Source organism: Aquimarina sp. 433, assembly GCF_054054605.1.
The window spans coordinates 253,753-270,976 of record NZ_JBSWZK010000009.1 but is presented as its reverse complement, the minus strand read 5'-3'; the positions used below and the strand labels follow the sequence as shown (position 1 = coordinate 270,976).

Below are 17,224 nucleotides of genomic sequence, written 5' to 3'. Positions count from 1 at the left end.
AAAAGAAGGTAAAAATAAAATGAGTGTACTTAACGCAGTGAGAAATAAAATTATTCATAGAATCTTTGCTATAATAAAAAACCAAACTGCTTATAAAAACAATTTGGTTTTGTCATAGAAATCAGTGTGACGCCTAAAAGTTCAAATCGTAATGAGGGCTGAGGCTCTCGAAGCCCAAAAAACAAGTTCTCTTTAAATTAGTTTTGTAGATGCATTCTTTTTTGCATTGCCCAAAAAAGAACCAAAAAACGCTAGTCTGAAGAAAATACTCCTAAAAATTTTGTTCACTCCGCTACATAAAATGAAGCTATACGTATGTGTTCAAGCAATCTGCTGATCAATTTTATTATCAATACATTATATGTTTTAGTATTTTGCGAATTTTATGTTACGCTACGCTTACTTCATTTTTAACGTAGTATTTTCTTAGGACGGAATTTACGATATACGGGGCTGAGGTGTTACGCTGAGCTTCCTCCATAGGCGGACACATGTCTAAGTGCACTCGAAGCCCGGTAAAGGAAGTAATGCTATTTCAAAATATGATGATTCATGTAGTATCTTCTTAATATTATCGTATTAACCATTCTTTAAGAAAAATTATCCGAAAACACCGAAAACCCACTTATACAAGTGGGTAGGGGGTACTTATGTAAGTGGGGTGTCTTAAATGAGATGTTAACGAGGGGTACTTATATAAGTGGGTAGTGGATTATTATAACAATGTTGGGGGTACTTCTCATCCTGGGGTTGGGTACCTAAGAACTAGGATGCACCTGCTAAATAACAAAGAAGCACCAACCTCAGAACATCGTGGTGCTTCCCTCAAACCTTCGTGTCATTTAGTTCTAAAATACCCCTTAGGTACCTTTTAAGTAGGGGGAGGGTACTTACGAAGTACCCTATGATGGTTTGATGATCTTAATTTTTTAACAAATAAAGGGTGTTGAATTTTTAAAATAATAGCCATTACAACGGTAACAAACTCCATGGTTTGGATACTAAATAGTAGTGCATCTATTTTTTAATAAAAGTATTGTAAGATAAAATACATGCGGATGATTAAAAATCGAAAATAGTATTGCACATAAACAAAAATGTATGTTTAGTAATCAAACACTTATTGTTCTTTCTATTGTAGGCTTTCTAATGACTTTGATAGGTTTGGTGTTATCTAGTTACACATTCATAGAAAATGGAGGCTTTCTTTTTACGGTAGGATTATGGTTGATCGAAATTCCCGGATTATTTCTGTTATTACGTAATGGTACTTTTATAAAGACCCGATATTCTAGAATTGCATTAGGATTGGTGGCATTGATACTGGTAGGCATGATATTTAAAATAATGCATTGGTCATTTCAAAACCTATTTACAGTCATAGGATGTTTAGGAATCATCTTTTCTTATTTGATGCATTTTGTTCAGAAACCCATAAAAAAACGATTGGATTATTTAAAGCTTATTTGGGTAATCATTCGATTTGTAGGATTTATTTTTGTGATGCTTAGAGTACTAGGAGGGAGTTACGAGATGATAACAGCTCTTTGCATGATGTTAATTTTATTGGAGTATAAACTGTCAAATGTTAAAAGATGACACTTGTTTTTTAATAATATTTTATAATCTTGTTCTTTAACATTTGTTTAATACTATGGGAATAAACAGTATATTTGTAGGAAATTGGTTATACAAACAACAGCCCTACCAAAACAATCACGATGAAACTTAAATGGTCAGTCTATATAGTATTGCTATATGCTGCAGTACTTCCTGCGCAGCAATTGAAGGTATTGACTGCTTCTATAGAACCTCTAGAGTTTAGTAAGGAAGGAGAAAAAGAATTCAATGATAATTGGAAAGCATATGAAGCTATTAGCGAGAAGATGCAAAATGGTGTTGATTATGATGATCTTAGTGTTCAGGATAAAGAAGCTTTAGATAAAGTTAGTGAAGTACATAACGATTATTGGCAAGTTGGAACAGACGGTTGTAGTTGGTATTGTGGTGCTAGTGTAGCACAAGTTGCGGCTTCTTCATATTTAAGTTCACAAGGTAATACTACCTATTCTCCAAAAAATGCTCATGATTTTGATTACAAAAGCGCTTGGGTAGAAGGAGTTTCTGGATATGGTATCGGTGAATATATTACTTATAGTTTTCCGCAAGAAAATCCAAGAATCACCACCATTAGTATTGTAAATGGGTATGTAAAAAGTGAAAAGGCTTGGAAAGCCAATAGTAGAGTAAAGAAATTAAAATTGTATTTAGATGATGAGCCTTACGCCATATTAATGATGGAAGACAAAAGAGCAGCGCATCATTTTACAGTCGCACCTATAGGCAATGGAGATAGACATAACTATGATGAGTTGTCTAAATTACCAGATTGGACCTTGAAGTTTGAAATTTTGGAAGTCTATCCAGGAGAAAAATATGAAGACACAGTAATTTCGGAAATATATTTTGATGGAATTGATGTGCATTGCTTCGCTGCTGGCACCAAGATTACCATGGCTGATACCACTAAAAAAAATATAGAAGAATTAAGAATAGGAGATGAGATACTCTCTTATAATACTAGCGCGAGTACATACGAATCATCTATTATAAAAGAATTAGCAAATCCAGTACACGATCAGCTTATAACCATAACTTTTGATGATGAGTCTCGTATTACATGTACTACCGATCATCCGTTATTAACTTCTAGAGGATCTTGGGTGTCTTACAACCCTACTAAAACCATAAGGGATTATAACTATGATACTGTGGAGTTGCTAGAAGTGGGTACAATACTCTTGGGAGAAAATCAATCCAAAAGAATTACTTCTATCGTTAAAAATGTAAAAGAACAATTAACCTATACGATTGTGGAATTGGATAATGGTACTAATTTTATAGCTAATGGTATCATAGTGGGTACAGAACCCATTAGAGCAGTAAAATATTGTAAGCATCATCCATTGGAAATTAAAGAATTGGACTAAGAATTTATGAGTATCTATCTACCCATCATATCATTATTACTATTATTCTACACCTTGTATGTTGGGTATACGTTTTTTGTTTTTAAATATCAGTCTATAAGAGTAGATGCGGTAGTGATCCTAAGTCAAGCAGATAAGATACTACAAGGAGATAAAAAGGCTGTTAAAGTAGGATTATCCTATCATATCGATGGAAAAAGCTACTCTGAGGTAATTACCACCACATCCACAGAAAATGTAAAAATAGGAAGCAGTGTACCTGTACAAGTACTAAAAAACAATCCACAGAAAATTACTATTCAACCTGATGAGGTACGTTTACGGAGAGTATTTATCGCACTAGTTTTACTCGTTGCATCTATTATTACTTCCTATTTTATTTAGTTGTCGGGTTTCGAGACGGATACTGAGCCTGTCGGGCTTCGAGAACCTAAGCCCTCGGAGATAGAACGAACCTTGAAACTCTAGAAGTAAAGCACTCAATTGCTATCGAAGGGTGAGGCTCTCGAACCCTGAGATTCTTGTATAGGTAGACATATGTCGAGGTGCTGCCGGGCTTCGAGTGCCTCAGCCCTCGGAGATATAACGAACCCTGAATCTTTAGAAGTACAGCTCTCGACTGTTATCGAAGGGTGAGGCTCTCGAACCCTGAACTTCCTCCATAGGCGAACACTTGTCGAGGTGTTGTCGAAGGATAAATTTGTTGAAATGTTCTCGAAGGGTTGACTAATTACGTACAACTAGAAGAAGTAGGGTAACACATTACTGTTTCAGTACATATATTAATAGAATCTAATTAGTAAATAAGGTGAAAGGTTATATGTATATTTTAGAATGTAGTGATGGAAGTTATTATACTGGTAGCACTAAATGTTTAGAGAAACGATTGGAAGAGCACCAAAAAGGAGAAGGGGCGAATCATACAAAAAAACACCTTCCTGTAAAGTTAATATATTATGAAGCATATGATAGAATCGATACTGCATTCTACAGGGAAAAACAAATACAAGGCTGGAGTAGGAAGAAGAAAGAAGCTTTAATAAAAGGAGAGTTAGATACATTACCTGGATTATCAATGGCATATAGAGATAAATTATAGTTTTTATCTGTTTTAGAAGTGGGTTTCATGACATATACTGAGCTGTCACACTGAGCAAGTCGGGCTTCGAGAACCTCAGCCCTCGGAGATAGAACGAACCCTGAAACTCTAGAAGTAAAGCCCACAACTGTTATCGAAGGGTGAGGCTCTCGAACTCTGAATTCTAGTTTCTTTATTATTCTTGCAAGCTTTGATAAAGCATATTCATTAAATCCTTTTGTGTTTTTCTACCGCATAAAAGAAAAACATTCCTATAAAATACATTAGCACATCTAACCAATCAGCAGTGTAACGATCATCATATTGAGGCAAGTACCACTCAAAATAGATTGAGTATCCTATGGTTACGAGTATTAATAAAGGTATTGGTAATAAAATACGGGTATCACTTTTTAGTTTTCGTACAGCAATCTGACATACAGATAATACTAGAGGCATGCATAATAGATCATTTAGATAGTTTTGAAAAAACAGTGGTAATCTTATTTCTAATTGTTGTAAGACATAGATGGAAAAAGTGATTACCGAAAAGATTCGGAAGTAGTACTTATGAGTTATGAGAGCTAGTCTGTTATGCATACTTATCTTTTAGGCCGCTACATATCCAATGATGAATGCAATAAAACTTCCAATGGCAAGGACGACCACCCAAATGGAGTATAATACTCTAAAAGTATACTTTATAAAAGGGTTAGAGTGTTCTTTAGCATTTTCAAAAAACAATGTAATCTTATGCGGCTTTTTATTTTGGTCCGCTCGTTGTTCTTGTTCCAATCGTTCCGCTCGTTCTTGCTGTCTCCTTACTTGTGTATTAATTAAAGTTCCACATGCTTTGCAATAATCCTTGTTTAAGTTTAAAGTTCCGCAGTTGGGACATTTTCTGTAAACATCACTCATGTTTTCATATTTCTTTTCGTACCTATTAGAAAGAAACTAAATTTTATCTTCTAAAAAAACGATATTAACTTCTTATAAAGAATTGCTTAATATTTATTTCTAAAAAATGGATAGGCTTTCTACTAAACCTAAACAATAGTTATGGATAATTTTTCCCTTTAAGAACTTTTTATACTTAACCGTTAAACCCTAGTTAAACCAATGGATTTAATTGCTTTGAAGGAGTTTGAAAGTTATATTATAGGATGGAAAAAATATTAGTTATCGGTGCAACTGGCACCACAGGAAATACAGTCATTAAAGAATTAAATAATCATGAAAATTATCATCCGATCGCGATGGTGAGAAAAGAAGAGCAACAAGCGGCTTTTCAGAAACAAGGAATAGAAACAATTCTAGCGGATCTCACTGAAGATGTAACCCATGTTGCGGATGGAGTTGATAAGGTAATTTTTGCAGCAGGTTCTAAAGGAAAAGCTTTGGAAGCGGTGGATCGTAAAGGGGCAATGAAAATAATAGATGCTTCAAAAAAATATAGGGTTCGTAAATTAATAATGCTTAGTTCCGTTGGAGCCGATGCACCTCAAGAAGCAGAAAAATTACAAGATTACTTACAAGCGAAGAGAGATGCTGATGAGTATCTTGCCAATAGTGGTTTAGAGTTTACCATTGTTAGACCGGGAACTTTAAATAATGATATTCCTACTGGAAAAATTAGAATTGCTGAACAACTAGAAGATAGATCTGGTTCTATACCAAGGGGAGATGTGGCTAAGGTTTTAGTGAAGAGTTTAGAAGATCAAATTGCAAAAAGAGAGGTTTTTGAAATTCTTACTGGAGAAACGGTCATTGACGAAGCATTGGATAGTATGGTAAGTGTGCAATAACACTTCTAAAATATCAGGCAACACAAATTAATTTTTAAGAGCCTCACTCTTTACATAAATCGAAAGAGTGAGGCTTTCTTACTTATAAAAGGATGCTTGGCTTGTCGGGCTTCGAGAACCTCAGCCCTCGGAGTATTTCGGACCCTGAAGCTCTAGAAGTACAGCCCACAACTGTTATCGAAGGGTGAGGCTCTCGAACCCTGAATTATATTTTAGGGTTCCTATCTAGGTCACAACTTATTTGTAAACATCTCCCCAACCCCTCTTCCAAGAGGGGCTAATAGAGCTATATCAAGCTCCCTTCCTTTGAAGGAAGGGTTGGGGATGGATGTTTTTAACCGCTTAAAAAACATGCTAATGCGATTTAACTGGGTAGCCTTATTATATTTTCTATGACAATTTTAGAACTGGACTTTTAAACAATTATTGAGCCCTACAACTTCGAGACGGATACTGAGCTTCTTCCATAGGCGGACCCGTGTCGAAGTGCTATCGAAGTACAGCCCACAACTGTTATCGAAGAGTGAAACTCACGAACCCTAAGCGAAGTCGAAGTGTAGTGTCACACTATCCAAAAAAAATAACCGAAGCCTACAATGATTAGTAAGCTTCGGTTTTACTTAGATCCTCCCCAGAATCTAAGCAAGCTAAACCCGTGCAATAGTATGGATATTCACCTCTTGTTGCTTGCCCTTTAGCAACACACTACCTAAAAACTGACAAGTAAGGTTAGCACTGATTTTAAGATCCTGAATTACCTTTTCCGAAATTAATAATGGAACTTTATAGGTATTACATTGCCCCTGAATTCTAGCAGATGTATTGATTACATCTCCATGATAAGCGATTTCCTTTTTGATAAGACCTACTTCGGTTACCATCAATTTTCCACCGTGTAGTCCAGCTTTAAATTCTGGAACCACTCCATATTTCTTTAGATAATACGCTGATTTATTTTGTTTACGTTGCTGGAATGCAAAGAATAAATTAACACAGTTGTTATCCGCTAACCCTTTTTTATAAGGCCAGCTAAGTACTACTTCATCTCCGACATACTGATAAATTTCTGCATTATGTCTAGGGACTACTTTATTCAGATCATAAAAGCAGTCTTGTATGAGTTGACTATATTTAAAATGACCTAGTTTTTCTGCGATCGTGGTAGAATCCTTAAGATCTAGGAACATGAAGATGCGCTTTTCTTCTTGCGGGTTTCTGTATTTTCCTAGCAACATTTTGATAAATACTCCTTTTCCAAATTTTTCATTGGCTATTTTTAGAAAAGAGAATACAAGAGATGCTATAGTGATATACAATAATAAGGTCCAAAAGGATTTATCTAATAACCACCAATCATTTATTTTTTCGATCTCCATCGTAGCAATACCAGCATAGATATCTTTGATATTGGTAAAAACAATCAGTGTTACTAAGAAATGAAAAAATGTTCTAAAAATTAGATCATTCGTAAGTGAAACTTTGTTAGAAATGGTATCGAATATAAAGTCAACCGCTGTATATAAGATTCCGATAAGTAACCCAATGTTGATGAATTTAATCGAGTAATACAATACTCCTAAAGCCCCTTCGTGTTTTTTGATGATCGTAAGTCCTTCTTCTTCCTCAATTCCATAAAATCGGAATATAGCATATAATACCATTGCAATAGACCAATAAAGTACAGATTGCGATACATATTGCAAATGTTGTTTTAGTGTACGATTCATAACTGGTATATTTAATAAGTCATCAATTATTTTGGCATTCCCCCAATGACTTTGTTTCTGTACCTAAAACATATGGATATAAATACACCCTACTTTTTTTCCTGCAAAAAATATAAAAACGTTCTTTTTAGAGTGTAAGTGTTTGATTTTTAGTGATAAAAAATCTAAAAAACTTTTTGTACTGTGTGGATGTTTACCTCTTGTTGTTTGCCCTTTAACAAGACACTTCCTAAAAAAGTAGCAGTAAGAGGTGTCGTAAAGTTTAGGTCTTTTAGTAAATCCTCGGAGATAAGAAGTTTTACTTTATGATTATTACATTCTGCCTGAATTCTAGCAGATGTATTAATGACATCTCCGTGATAGGCGATTTCTTTTTTGATAACTCCGACTTCGGTGACCATTAATTTTCCTCCATGCAATCCTGCTTTAAACTCAGGAATAACACCGTATTTCTCCTTATAATAATCAGCTTTTTGTTGTTTTCTTTGTTGAAATGAAAAGAATAGATTTACACAATTGTTATTGGCAAGTCCTTTTTTATAAGGCCAGCTTAGTACTGCTTCATCACCTACATATTGGTAAATCTCCGCTTCGTGTTTAGGAACTACTGTATTTAAATCATAGAAACAATCTTGTATAAATTGACTATACTTAAAATGTCCTAGTTGTTCTGCAATAGTAGTAGAATCTTTAAGATCCAAGAACATAAAAATACGTTTCTCTTCCTGGGGATTTTTGTATTTACCAAAAAGCATTTTAATAAACACGCCTCTTCCAAACTTTTCGGTTGCAATTTTGATAAAAGAAAAGACAAAAGACACCATCACCATGTATAATATGGTGGCCCAAAAAGACTTGTTTTTTCTCCACCAACCGGTATCTGTATTTAAATTGATGTTATAGATATCCGAAAAAATATCCATAATGATTGTAAAGATGATAACGGTAGTGATGAAATATAATAGTGTTTGGATGATGATATTATATACCAATGATATTCTGTTAGAACTATATTTATCAAAGAAAATATCTATGGTAGTATACACAATACCAAGCAGTACGCCAATACTCGTAAATCCCATTAAGGCTCTTAATGTCCCTTGAATACCACTATATTCTTGAATCACCGTAAAACCTTCTTCTTCATCAATACCGTAATACCTAAAGATAGAGAACAATCCCATAGCAATAGACCAGAAGAGTATAGATTGCCATAATAGGCGAAGATATTTTTTGAGTTGACGTTTCATTTGTGTAACAGAAAGTAGTATGGAAGGAACATACTATTTTGATATAGCAAAAATAACAAAACATTCTAATCACTTTAGAAATTGTAGAAATAGCTTTACATCTGAAAAAGCAACTTTTGTTTTTAACTATGAAAACTGTGGAATTTTGGTCCTGTAAATACACAGTTGTGTAAAAAATACACACTTTTAATTTTTGGCATATTCTCTAAGCCCTTGTTTTTCAATAATCTTTAGAATTGGTATCAATTTTGGTTTTCCAGTGTGGAAATAAAAACGAATATGGAAATTTCAAGATCAATAGGAATATCAGAATCACCAAAAATAGAGAATGTTTTAGATCGTCTAAAACATAAAATGCAGAACGCGTCTTCTTCTTTTATTCTACTAGCGACATTTTTAGTGTTGTTTAGTTCGGCGTCTTTATTGTATTTCTTACAACCTTATTTTGAAGAAATTCATTTACAACGAATGAATACCGCTTGGGGAATTACTTTAATGATTTCAGGGCTAACGTTATTACTAATAAAAGTAAGCTTTCTGGTATATATCTTGTTTTTATACCTTCGTTATAAGACTGTAGCAGCAGTTTCTGATACAGAATTACCGTTATGTACGGTTATTGTTCCTGCCTATAATGAAGGAGAATTAGTATATAAAACTCTACATAGTTTAGCAGAAAGTGACTATCCAGCGGAGAAATTACAAATTATTTCTATTGATGACGGAAGTCAGGATGATACTTGGCAGTGGATGCAACTTGCAAAGGAAGAATTGGGAAATCGTGTTTCTATCTACCAACAAGCTAAAAACAAAGGGAAAAGACATGCATTGTACAGAGGTTTTAAACTTGGTATGGGAGATGTTTTTATAACAGTAGACAGCGATTCTATTGTAAAAAAAGATACACTACGTATTATGGCCTCTCCATTTGTTGTAAATGATGAATGTGGTGCTGTAGCCGGAAATGTACGTGTACTAAACAGAGATAAAGCATTAATTCCAAGAATGCTTAATGTAAGTTTTGCTTTTAGTTTTGAATTTATCCGTTCTGCACAAAGTGCTTTAGGATCTGTATTATGTACTCCTGGTGCTTTATCTGCTTATCGAAGAGAAGCTGTAATGAACTGTCGTGAGGCTTGGATTACACAAACTTTTTTAGGACAAGTATCTAAAATAGGAGAGGATCGTGCGATGACCAATATGATACTAAAGCAAGGATATAAGGTATTGTTTCAGAAAAATGCTTACGTATACACTAACACTCCAGAGCGCTACAAGAATTTATATAAAATGTTTATCCGATGGGAGCGAAGTAATATTAGAGAGAATATTGCTATGAGTAAGTTTGCTTTTGGAAACTTTAGAGATGGTGCTAAATCTGGAACAAGGATATTACTAATGAACCAATGGTTAAAACTAATCATGGCGTATCCAGCTACCTTATTAATGATCTATTTTATCGCTACATATCCGATATTGTTTTTTAGTTCTACAATGATGAGTATTCTATTATTTTCTAGTATTCAGGCATTCTTTTATGCTAAAAAACATAGTTTGTCTGAGTCTCTTTGGGCATATCCATATAGTTTGTTTTATGCTTTTACATTATTCTGGATTACTCCTTATGCTATTGCCACTGCAGGAAGAAGCGGATGGCTTACAAGAGATCTTACGAAGAAACAACTTAAAGAACATGAACAATCGGTTTCTATTTCTTAATAATTAAATTGATTACCCATTTATCTCAGTTAACCAACCAATCTATTTCCGTCAAGGGGTCTGAATGTTTTTTCCAATAGGCAATCAGACCCTAGGAGATAACCTTTTTCGAAAAAATACGTAAACACAACACCCAAACTCAACTTCACTCTTTTTTTTGCTTATCAATTTACTATGATAACCAACCTACCTAAAAGCTCCTCTTTCCCCAAATTAGAGGAGCTTTTGCTATGATATAACATTCATTCTTTTTAGAGATTATATTTTGATGGCAATAAATTTTAGCTTGTATACCAAATTATATTATTTTTAATACACGCTAACCAATCTCTATTCGTATGAAAAATTCAATACTTTTAGTTTTTCTTTGTTTCTCGTTTATTGCGTACTCACAATTAGAAGATTGTTCCGAATGTGATACCAAAACCTATTCGAAAAAGGATATAGCAAAGAATTCATTATATGATCTTCAGCTATTACGGAATGAGATTTTTGCCAGGCATCAGTACATTTTTAAAGATGAACGTTTACTAGAACATTTTCAGGATTATTCCTGGTACCAACCAGACTATAACAATCCACCTGAAATCACATTGAACGATATTGAGAATGCCAACATAGCACTTATAAAAAGTGCTGAATCTAATATTAAGAATAAGCGGAAACGGTTAATCTCAGAGCTAAAGGAACTAAAAAGAGTACTGAAAGCGAATGATACAATTACTATTAATTTGTTTTTAGATAATGGACTTAAGGATGAAGTAAACCCCAAAGGCGCGCTTAATGAACTTACTTCCATTTTTTCTAAAATAGATCTAAAAGACATCAATTGGTATCGTGATGAGGCGATATATAAAGTAGCTACTGATAATGGGTTTTTGATTAGAGAAACTTCCTTACGAATTAATGGAAATGAAGTAATCGCCAGTATGGGAGATCTGGCACATTCTGAAATTATGAAAGAACCTTTTAAGTATGGAAGTAATTACTATTCCGAAAGTGAATATAGTTCTTTTTGGATTTTTAAGTTTGATGGTCAGAAATTACGACTAGAACGGCATGAGGTTGCGGGCTAGTGTTATTTAGTTAAGCATTCTGATTGTCAGTCTGAGCTTGTCGAAGACTTATAACGACTCGATTTTCAATTCATCATTATATGATTTTCTATTTTTAACTACAACTGATGATTACCGATCGTCTCAAAAAATGATTTGCGATACGTATTTCCAATAGGTAATTCTTTATTTTGGATCCATACCGAGTCATTAGTAATCTTATCAATGTGCTGAATAGAAATAATGTAGGATTTGTGTATTTGTATAAAATTAGATTCTGGTAACCCTTCTTTACAATGTTTTAAGGTGTTATAGGTGATGATTTGTTCATCTTTTAAATGAATTGCGATGTAGTTTTTCAGACTTTCTACATACATAATGTCTTTTATAAATACTTTAGCATATTTGTTTTTTCCATCTGTTTTGAAAAAGAAAAATTCGTCTGTGTTTTGTTGTTTAGATATTGCTTCGGGACTGCTCTGGTCTTTTATTTTGGAAACAGCCTTATAAAAACGTTCAAAAGAGATCGGTTTTAATAAATAATCTAAAGCGGCTACTTCATAACTATCTAAAGCAAATTGTGGATAGGCTGTTGTGAAGATAATTTTGGTGGAGCTTGTAATGATCTTGGATAATTGAATTCCTGTAATTTCAGGCATTTGTATATCCAGAAACAATAGATCAATAGGCTGTTTTTCTAGATAGTTTAATCCTTCTAAAGGGTTTGTAAAGGTCTTTTTTACTTCTAGAAAGGAGATTTTAGCACAATACTTTTCTAATAATCGAATTGCAGCAGGTTCGTCATCTATGATTACACAAGTAAATAATTTCTCCATTTATAAAATTGATTAGGTTAAAATTTGAGCTGTAAATATGCTTCAAATTGATTATCCTTGTTTGTGTGCTCTAAAATAAAATTATCCTTATATAAAACCTCTAATCGTTGTCTAATATTTTCAGTGCCAATACCAGTTTCTGTATGCTGCTCCGATGTATTGATATAGTTTTTTGTAGTCAATGCCAATGAGTCTTCTTTAATGTCTAACATAATAGAGGCAGGTCTTTTGCTATCATTGATGATTCCGTGTTTGCATACATTTTCGACAAAATGTATTAAAATTAGAGTAGGTATTTTTTGTAGATGTACCATACCCTCAATTTGCAGTAATACATGAAAATTATCTTCATATCTACGTTTAAAGAAATAGAGATAATCTTCGATAAAGGTAATTTCTTTGCTTAAGAAAGTAATATCATTATTAGTCTCATAGGTAACGTATCTCAATAATTCTGAAAGCTTTAAAATATCATTAGCGGTTTCTGGCTTCTCATCGAATAATTCTTCATAAAAATTGTTTAATGTATTAAACAGAAAATGAGGACTTATCTGAGATTTTAAAGCTGCTAGTTTCGCTTTTTCATGCGCTATTTCTAGATGGTGTATTTGTTCTTTATGTTCGTTTAATCTAAAGAATAAACAAATAGCAGTACTTACTAAACATACTCTTAAAGTATAATAGAATGAGTCCAATAAATAATTCGCAATTAATTCAGAAACAGGTACGTCAAAATAATAATTATGCATTCCCGTAATTTGGTATAGAATCACTTCCTCTAATACAAACCTAATTATTGCAAATAGTAAGATCATTCCAAGAAATGCAATGGTATATTGCCAATATTTTTTCTTAAAAAGAAATCTTGGCGCACTATACCGATAATTAACTGCATAAACAGATAATAATGAAATGGTAAATGCAGTCTTAAATAATAAGAAAGGTGGTTGAGTAGCAAAAACATTTTTGTTAGAAATTATGTAATCACCTAAAACATCAACGATTAGGATAATGGCGATAATGATACCATTGTATAAAAGCTCTTTTCTCATATTCATATCTCAAAAGTAAGGTGAAAATACTTTTAGTTTTATAAGAAATGACAAACAATTATTTTCACAAGACAAACAGGCTTTTTTACACAATCAAATCATACGTTTTATCATTAAGTTCGTTTATAGAACGATATCTCTATTTGGTGTAAAATGCAAATCTATCCTTGGAATACGAGATAATATTGTTGTGAATTTTAAAAACAACATATCATGAAATATCGCTTATTCATACTTACAGTTATCAGTTTTACATTATTTGCTAGCACTTTAAATGCACAACAAATTTCTAAAGAGAGTTCAGAATATCTGAAACCCTATGATAGTTATTATCCAAAACAAAAAGCTAAGATTTTGGTTGTGGGCACATTTCATTTTGCGTATCCAGGAATGGATTATACGAAAACCAACGAAGAAGATAAAATAGATGTTTTAAAAGAACCCAAGAAATCAGAAGTTTTAGAATTAGTGGAGTATATCAAAAAGTTTAAACCCACCAAAATAGCTATAGAGGCCAAAGAAGATTGGGGAATGGATAAAATGTACAAGGAATATAGACAAGGAAAACATAGAGATAAACGAAATGAAAGTTATCAATTGGGAATGCGTATTGCCAATGATCTTAATTTAGATAAAATTTACTCTATCGATGCGACTACATTTAGTACAGATTTGGAAAAGAAATATCCTAAAATGATGAAAGAATTAACAGAAGGATATGATTTTCAGTCAGACGATCCATACAATAAAATGGTGCAAAAGTCTTTTAATGCCACTACTATTTTACCGGCTAAAGTAAAAATCATAGACTATTTTAAGTATATGAATACTATAGAAGGCCATAGAAATAATTATGGAGCTTACTTTATAGGAGATTTTAAATTAGACAATAATAGAGGAGCAGATTTTTTATCGATTTGGTGGTATAATAGAAACCTAAGAATGTTTAGAAAAATCCAACAAATAGATCATACGAATGAAGATCGAATATTGGTCATTGTAGGAAACGGTCATGCATCGGTACTGAGACATATGATCGAGTACTCTCCAGAATATGAATTCGTAGAATTTAGTAGTTTATAAATTTAAAAAATATCATCAATCAAATAAGAAGAGGCTGTCCAAAGGTTTATTCTAAAATGTCAAAATGAGCTTGTCGAAGTTATTTTACTATCGGATTTTCAATATGTCTTCGACAGGCTCGGACTGACAAATACAAGTTTTAACACCTTGCAGACAGCCTCTTTTGTGTTTTTATAAGTATGATTATCTAAAAACAGAGTACTTAATTACACAAGAATTGTTTTGTCTTTCATTGCATTCCCAGTAGATGATATCCGCATCTACAAATGCCGCTCCTCCAGATCCAACGATCTGAGTAACATGAGCCTGTAAATCATCTTGGTAGTGATCTAAGTTAATATCGCTATCTCCATCTACGTAGTATACCATACTTCTGTAGTAAGTATTAACCACATTAGATGGAGGCCAGTTTCTAGTATACGTAGTACACTCACGTACATATCTTTCGAACTCAGAAGAAGCGTTATCAGAGCATCCTTCGTCACCACTTAATGTGCAGTTAGCTTTTTCAAGAATTTGTGGTATTTGATTTAATTCTTCGGTAGTAGCTGTTCTTTGCTCTTCAGTACCAACAAGGTCAAAAGCAGCAGTTCTGTCAATAGATTCGTTTGATTGGTTAAAATCAGTATCGTCGCTACATGAAACGATACATAAGGATACGAATAATGCCCCAAAAAGGGATTTGAAAGTTGATTTCATTGTTATGATTTTAAGGTTAAAAGTTGAATAAAAGTAACTAAAGAGCATCGGAAATTAGTGTAGTTAACTTTTAAGAAAACGTGAATATTTTGATTTATATTAAGGGGAAATTTCAACTTTTTATAATATCTAATTAAAGTAGCTGTAACATATGCATTGGCACAACCTATAAATGCGGTTGTTTTGTAAATACTATACCTTTAGAGTACCCAAAAAGGCTTTGAAATAATGAATTTTGAATTTGAAAGTAAAGATCTCTAGAATCTTCTTAGATTTGATAAAGAACTTTCAACTTTACTCAATTTATGATACAATCCTATAAACAACGTCCAGTATTAGAAGAAAAATATGATGCTATTATTATAGGGTCGGGAATGGGAAGTCTTACCGTTGGAGCGATTTTAGCAAAAGAAGGGAAGAAAGTTCTAATTCTAGAGAAGCATTATACCGCAGGCGGTTTTACACATATATTTAAACGAAAAGGGTATGAATGGGATGTAGGTATTCATTATATAGGAGGAGTTCAACAGGAAAAAAGTCCAATTAGGAAGTTGTTTGATTATGTTTCTAATCATCAGCTCCAATGGGCAGACATGGGAGAGGTCTATGATCGAATTATCATAGGAGAATCATCATATGATTTCGTAAAAGGAGTGGAAAATTTCAGAAACAAAATAGTATCCTATTTTCCAGAAGAAGAAAATGCTATAGACTGTTATATAGATCTGGTGTTTAAAGCAAATAAGGTAATGGGAGCTTTTTATAAAGAAAAAGCCTTGCCAGGATTCTTAAGATTCTTAATAGGAAGTTTTTTAAAAAGACCTTATCTCAAGTTTTCTGATCAGACTACTTATGAAGTGCTTAGTAAATTAACGAATAATCAAGAGCTGATAAAAGTATTGACAGCGCAATATGGTGATTATGGGTTACCTCCTAAACAAAGTAGTTTTGCAATGCACGCTTCTGTGGCCAGACATTATTTTGGAGGCGGAAATTTTCCTATAGGTGGATCTTCAAAAATTGTAGAAACCATTGATCCTGTTATTGAAGCATCTTCCGGTACAATTTTGATAAATGCTGAAGTAGATCAAGTAATTGTAGAAAATAACGAGGCTAAAGGGGTGAAAATGATCGATGGTAAAGAGTTTTATGCCAATATAATCATCAGTGGAACAGGAGTATTCAATACCTTTGGAAAATTACTTCCAGATTCAGTTACTCGTACACATAATTTGATGGAAAGCTTACAAAAAGTAACTCCATCGGTATCACATGCTTGTTTGTATATGGGATTTAAGAGCAGTCCAGAGGATTTACAATTACCAAAAACCAATTTTTGGATTTACCCAGAAGATGTAGATCATGATACTTGTGTAGCTCGTTATCTAGAAGATCAAAATGAAGATTTTCCAATAGTGTATGTGTCTTTTCCGTCCGCAAAAGATCCGGATTGGTCAAACCGATATCCAAATCGAAGTACGATAGACATCATCACCTTACTACCTTATGAAGCTGTGTCTAAATGGAAAGGTACCAAATGGATGAAAAGAGGAGAGGATTATGAAGCCTGGAAAGAAAATATTTCGCAACGATTAATGAAAGCACTTTTTAAGCAATTACCGCATTTAGAAGGAAAAGTAGATCACTACGAACTTTCTACGCCACTAAGTACAGCGCATTTTGTTAACTATGAGAAAGGTGAAATTTATGGTATTGACCATACTCCCGTGCGTTTTAGACAAAAGTTCTTACAGCCCAGAACACCAATTAAAGGATTGTATCTTACAGGACAAGATATCGTGACCGCTGGAGTAGGAGGAGCCTTGTTTTCTGGGGTGATCACTGCATCTGCCGCTACAGGGATTAATTTTAAAAAGAAGATTTTTGTGAATTAATAAGGAATTTATGACATCTTAGTATTAGACGCTTT

Annotated in this window: 16 protein-coding genes; 9 read left to right on the top strand and 7 right to left on the bottom strand. The window is 33.4% G+C overall.

What is annotated here, in order from left to right:
• Positions 1–1,101: 1,101 nt before the first annotated feature.
• The 4 genes from ACWNT5_RS18640 to ACWNT5_RS18625 all read left to right on the top strand — a co-directional run bounded on the left by ACWNT5_RS18640 (position 1,102) and on the right by ACWNT5_RS18625 (position 4,089).
• Positions 1,102–1,599 carry a hypothetical protein gene (locus tag ACWNT5_RS18640; protein WP_456518229.1) on the top strand — a complete coding sequence of 166 codons (498 nt, stop codon included), beginning with the start codon at positions 1,102–1,104 and terminating at the stop codon, positions 1,597–1,599.
• A 122-nt stretch (positions 1,600–1,721) separates the two neighbouring features.
• Complete coding sequence (locus tag ACWNT5_RS18635; protein ID WP_456518228.1) at positions 1,722–2,990, top strand: NADase-type glycan-binding domain-containing protein; 1,269 nt, start codon at positions 1,722–1,724, stop codon at positions 2,988–2,990.
• 6 nt (positions 2,991–2,996) lie between these two features.
• Entirely contained in the window at positions 2,997–3,374 is a 378-nt protein-coding gene (locus ACWNT5_RS18630; protein WP_456518227.1) for a hypothetical protein, read from the top strand.
• A gap of 436 nt (positions 3,375–3,810) precedes the next feature.
• Positions 3,811–4,089 carry a GIY-YIG nuclease family protein gene (locus ACWNT5_RS18625; RefSeq protein WP_456518226.1) on the top strand — a complete coding sequence of 93 codons (279 nt, stop codon included), beginning with the start codon at positions 3,811–3,813 and terminating at the stop codon, positions 4,087–4,089.
• Positions 4,090–4,296: 207 nt separating this feature from the next.
• Here the strand turns inward: ACWNT5_RS18625 and ACWNT5_RS18620 are convergent, their stop codons facing one another.
• A complete protein-coding gene (locus tag ACWNT5_RS18620) occupies positions 4,297–4,668 on the bottom strand; it encodes a hypothetical protein (RefSeq protein ID WP_456518225.1) in 372 nt (123 codons plus the stop codon).
• Positions 4,669–4,677: 9 nt separating this feature from the next.
• Entirely contained in the window at positions 4,678–4,986 is a 309-nt protein-coding gene (locus tag ACWNT5_RS18615; RefSeq protein WP_456518224.1) for a hypothetical protein, read from the bottom strand.
• 245 nt (positions 4,987–5,231) lie between these two features.
• On the opposite strand from ACWNT5_RS18615, the gene ACWNT5_RS18610 reads away from it, so the two are divergent.
• On the top strand, positions 5,232–5,873 hold the full coding sequence (locus tag ACWNT5_RS18610) for an SDR family oxidoreductase (protein ID WP_456518223.1): 642 nt from the start codon (positions 5,232–5,234) through the stop codon (positions 5,871–5,873).
• A gap of 647 nt (positions 5,874–6,520) precedes the next feature.
• Here the strand turns inward: ACWNT5_RS18610 and ACWNT5_RS18605 are convergent.
• Positions 6,521–7,600 (bottom strand): adenylate/guanylate cyclase domain-containing protein, encoded by a 1,080-nt coding sequence (locus ACWNT5_RS18605; RefSeq protein ID WP_456518222.1) that lies wholly within the window; start codon positions 7,598–7,600, stop codon positions 6,521–6,523.
• A 164-nt stretch (positions 7,601–7,764) separates the two neighbouring features.
• Entirely contained in the window at positions 7,765–8,850 is a 1,086-nt protein-coding gene (locus ACWNT5_RS18600; RefSeq protein ID WP_456518221.1) for an adenylate/guanylate cyclase domain-containing protein, read from the bottom strand.
• Positions 8,851–9,204: 354 nt separating this feature from the next.
• On the opposite strand from ACWNT5_RS18600, the gene ACWNT5_RS18595 reads away from it, so the two are divergent.
• Both ACWNT5_RS18595 and ACWNT5_RS18590 read left to right on the top strand, forming a co-directional pair.
• The gene (locus tag ACWNT5_RS18595) at positions 9,205–10,569 is read left to right on the top strand and encodes a glycosyltransferase family 2 protein (RefSeq protein ID WP_456518231.1); all 1,365 of its coding nucleotides are present in this window, start codon (positions 9,205–9,207) and stop codon (positions 10,567–10,569) included.
• Positions 10,570–10,907: 338 nt separating this feature from the next.
• Positions 10,908–11,645 carry a YARHG domain-containing protein gene (locus ACWNT5_RS18590; protein ID WP_456518220.1) on the top strand — a complete coding sequence of 246 codons (738 nt, stop codon included), beginning with the start codon at positions 10,908–10,910 and terminating at the stop codon, positions 11,643–11,645.
• Between the two features lie 98 nt (positions 11,646–11,743).
• On the opposite strand, the gene ACWNT5_RS18585 is transcribed toward ACWNT5_RS18590, so the two are convergent.
• Together ACWNT5_RS18585 and ACWNT5_RS18580 are read right to left on the bottom strand one after the other, a co-directional pair.
• The gene (locus ACWNT5_RS18585; protein ID WP_456518219.1) at positions 11,744–12,460 is read right to left on the bottom strand and encodes a LytR/AlgR family response regulator transcription factor; all 717 of its coding nucleotides are present in this window, start codon (positions 12,458–12,460) and stop codon (positions 11,744–11,746) included.
• A 17-nt stretch (positions 12,461–12,477) separates the two neighbouring features.
• Complete coding sequence (locus ACWNT5_RS18580; protein ID WP_456518218.1) at positions 12,478–13,518, bottom strand: sensor histidine kinase; 1,041 nt, start codon at positions 13,516–13,518, stop codon at positions 12,478–12,480.
• A 207-nt stretch (positions 13,519–13,725) separates the two neighbouring features.
• Here ACWNT5_RS18580 and ACWNT5_RS18575 point away from each other — a divergent pair, with 207 nt between their 5' ends.
• Complete coding sequence (locus ACWNT5_RS18575) at positions 13,726–14,595, top strand: DUF5694 domain-containing protein (RefSeq protein ID WP_456518217.1); 870 nt, start codon at positions 13,726–13,728, stop codon at positions 14,593–14,595.
• Between the two features lie 183 nt (positions 14,596–14,778).
• Here the strand turns inward: ACWNT5_RS18575 and ACWNT5_RS18570 are convergent, their stop codons facing one another.
• Positions 14,779–15,294, bottom strand: a complete 516-nt coding sequence (locus ACWNT5_RS18570; RefSeq protein ID WP_299897078.1) for a hypothetical protein — start codon at positions 15,292–15,294, stop codon at positions 14,779–14,781.
• 305 nt (positions 15,295–15,599) lie between these two features.
• Between ACWNT5_RS18570 and ACWNT5_RS18565 the strand changes: the two genes are divergently transcribed.
• Positions 15,600–17,189, top strand: a complete 1,590-nt coding sequence (locus tag ACWNT5_RS18565; RefSeq protein WP_456518216.1) for a phytoene desaturase family protein — start codon at positions 15,600–15,602, stop codon at positions 17,187–17,189.
• The last annotated feature ends 35 nt before the right edge of the window (positions 17,190–17,224 follow it).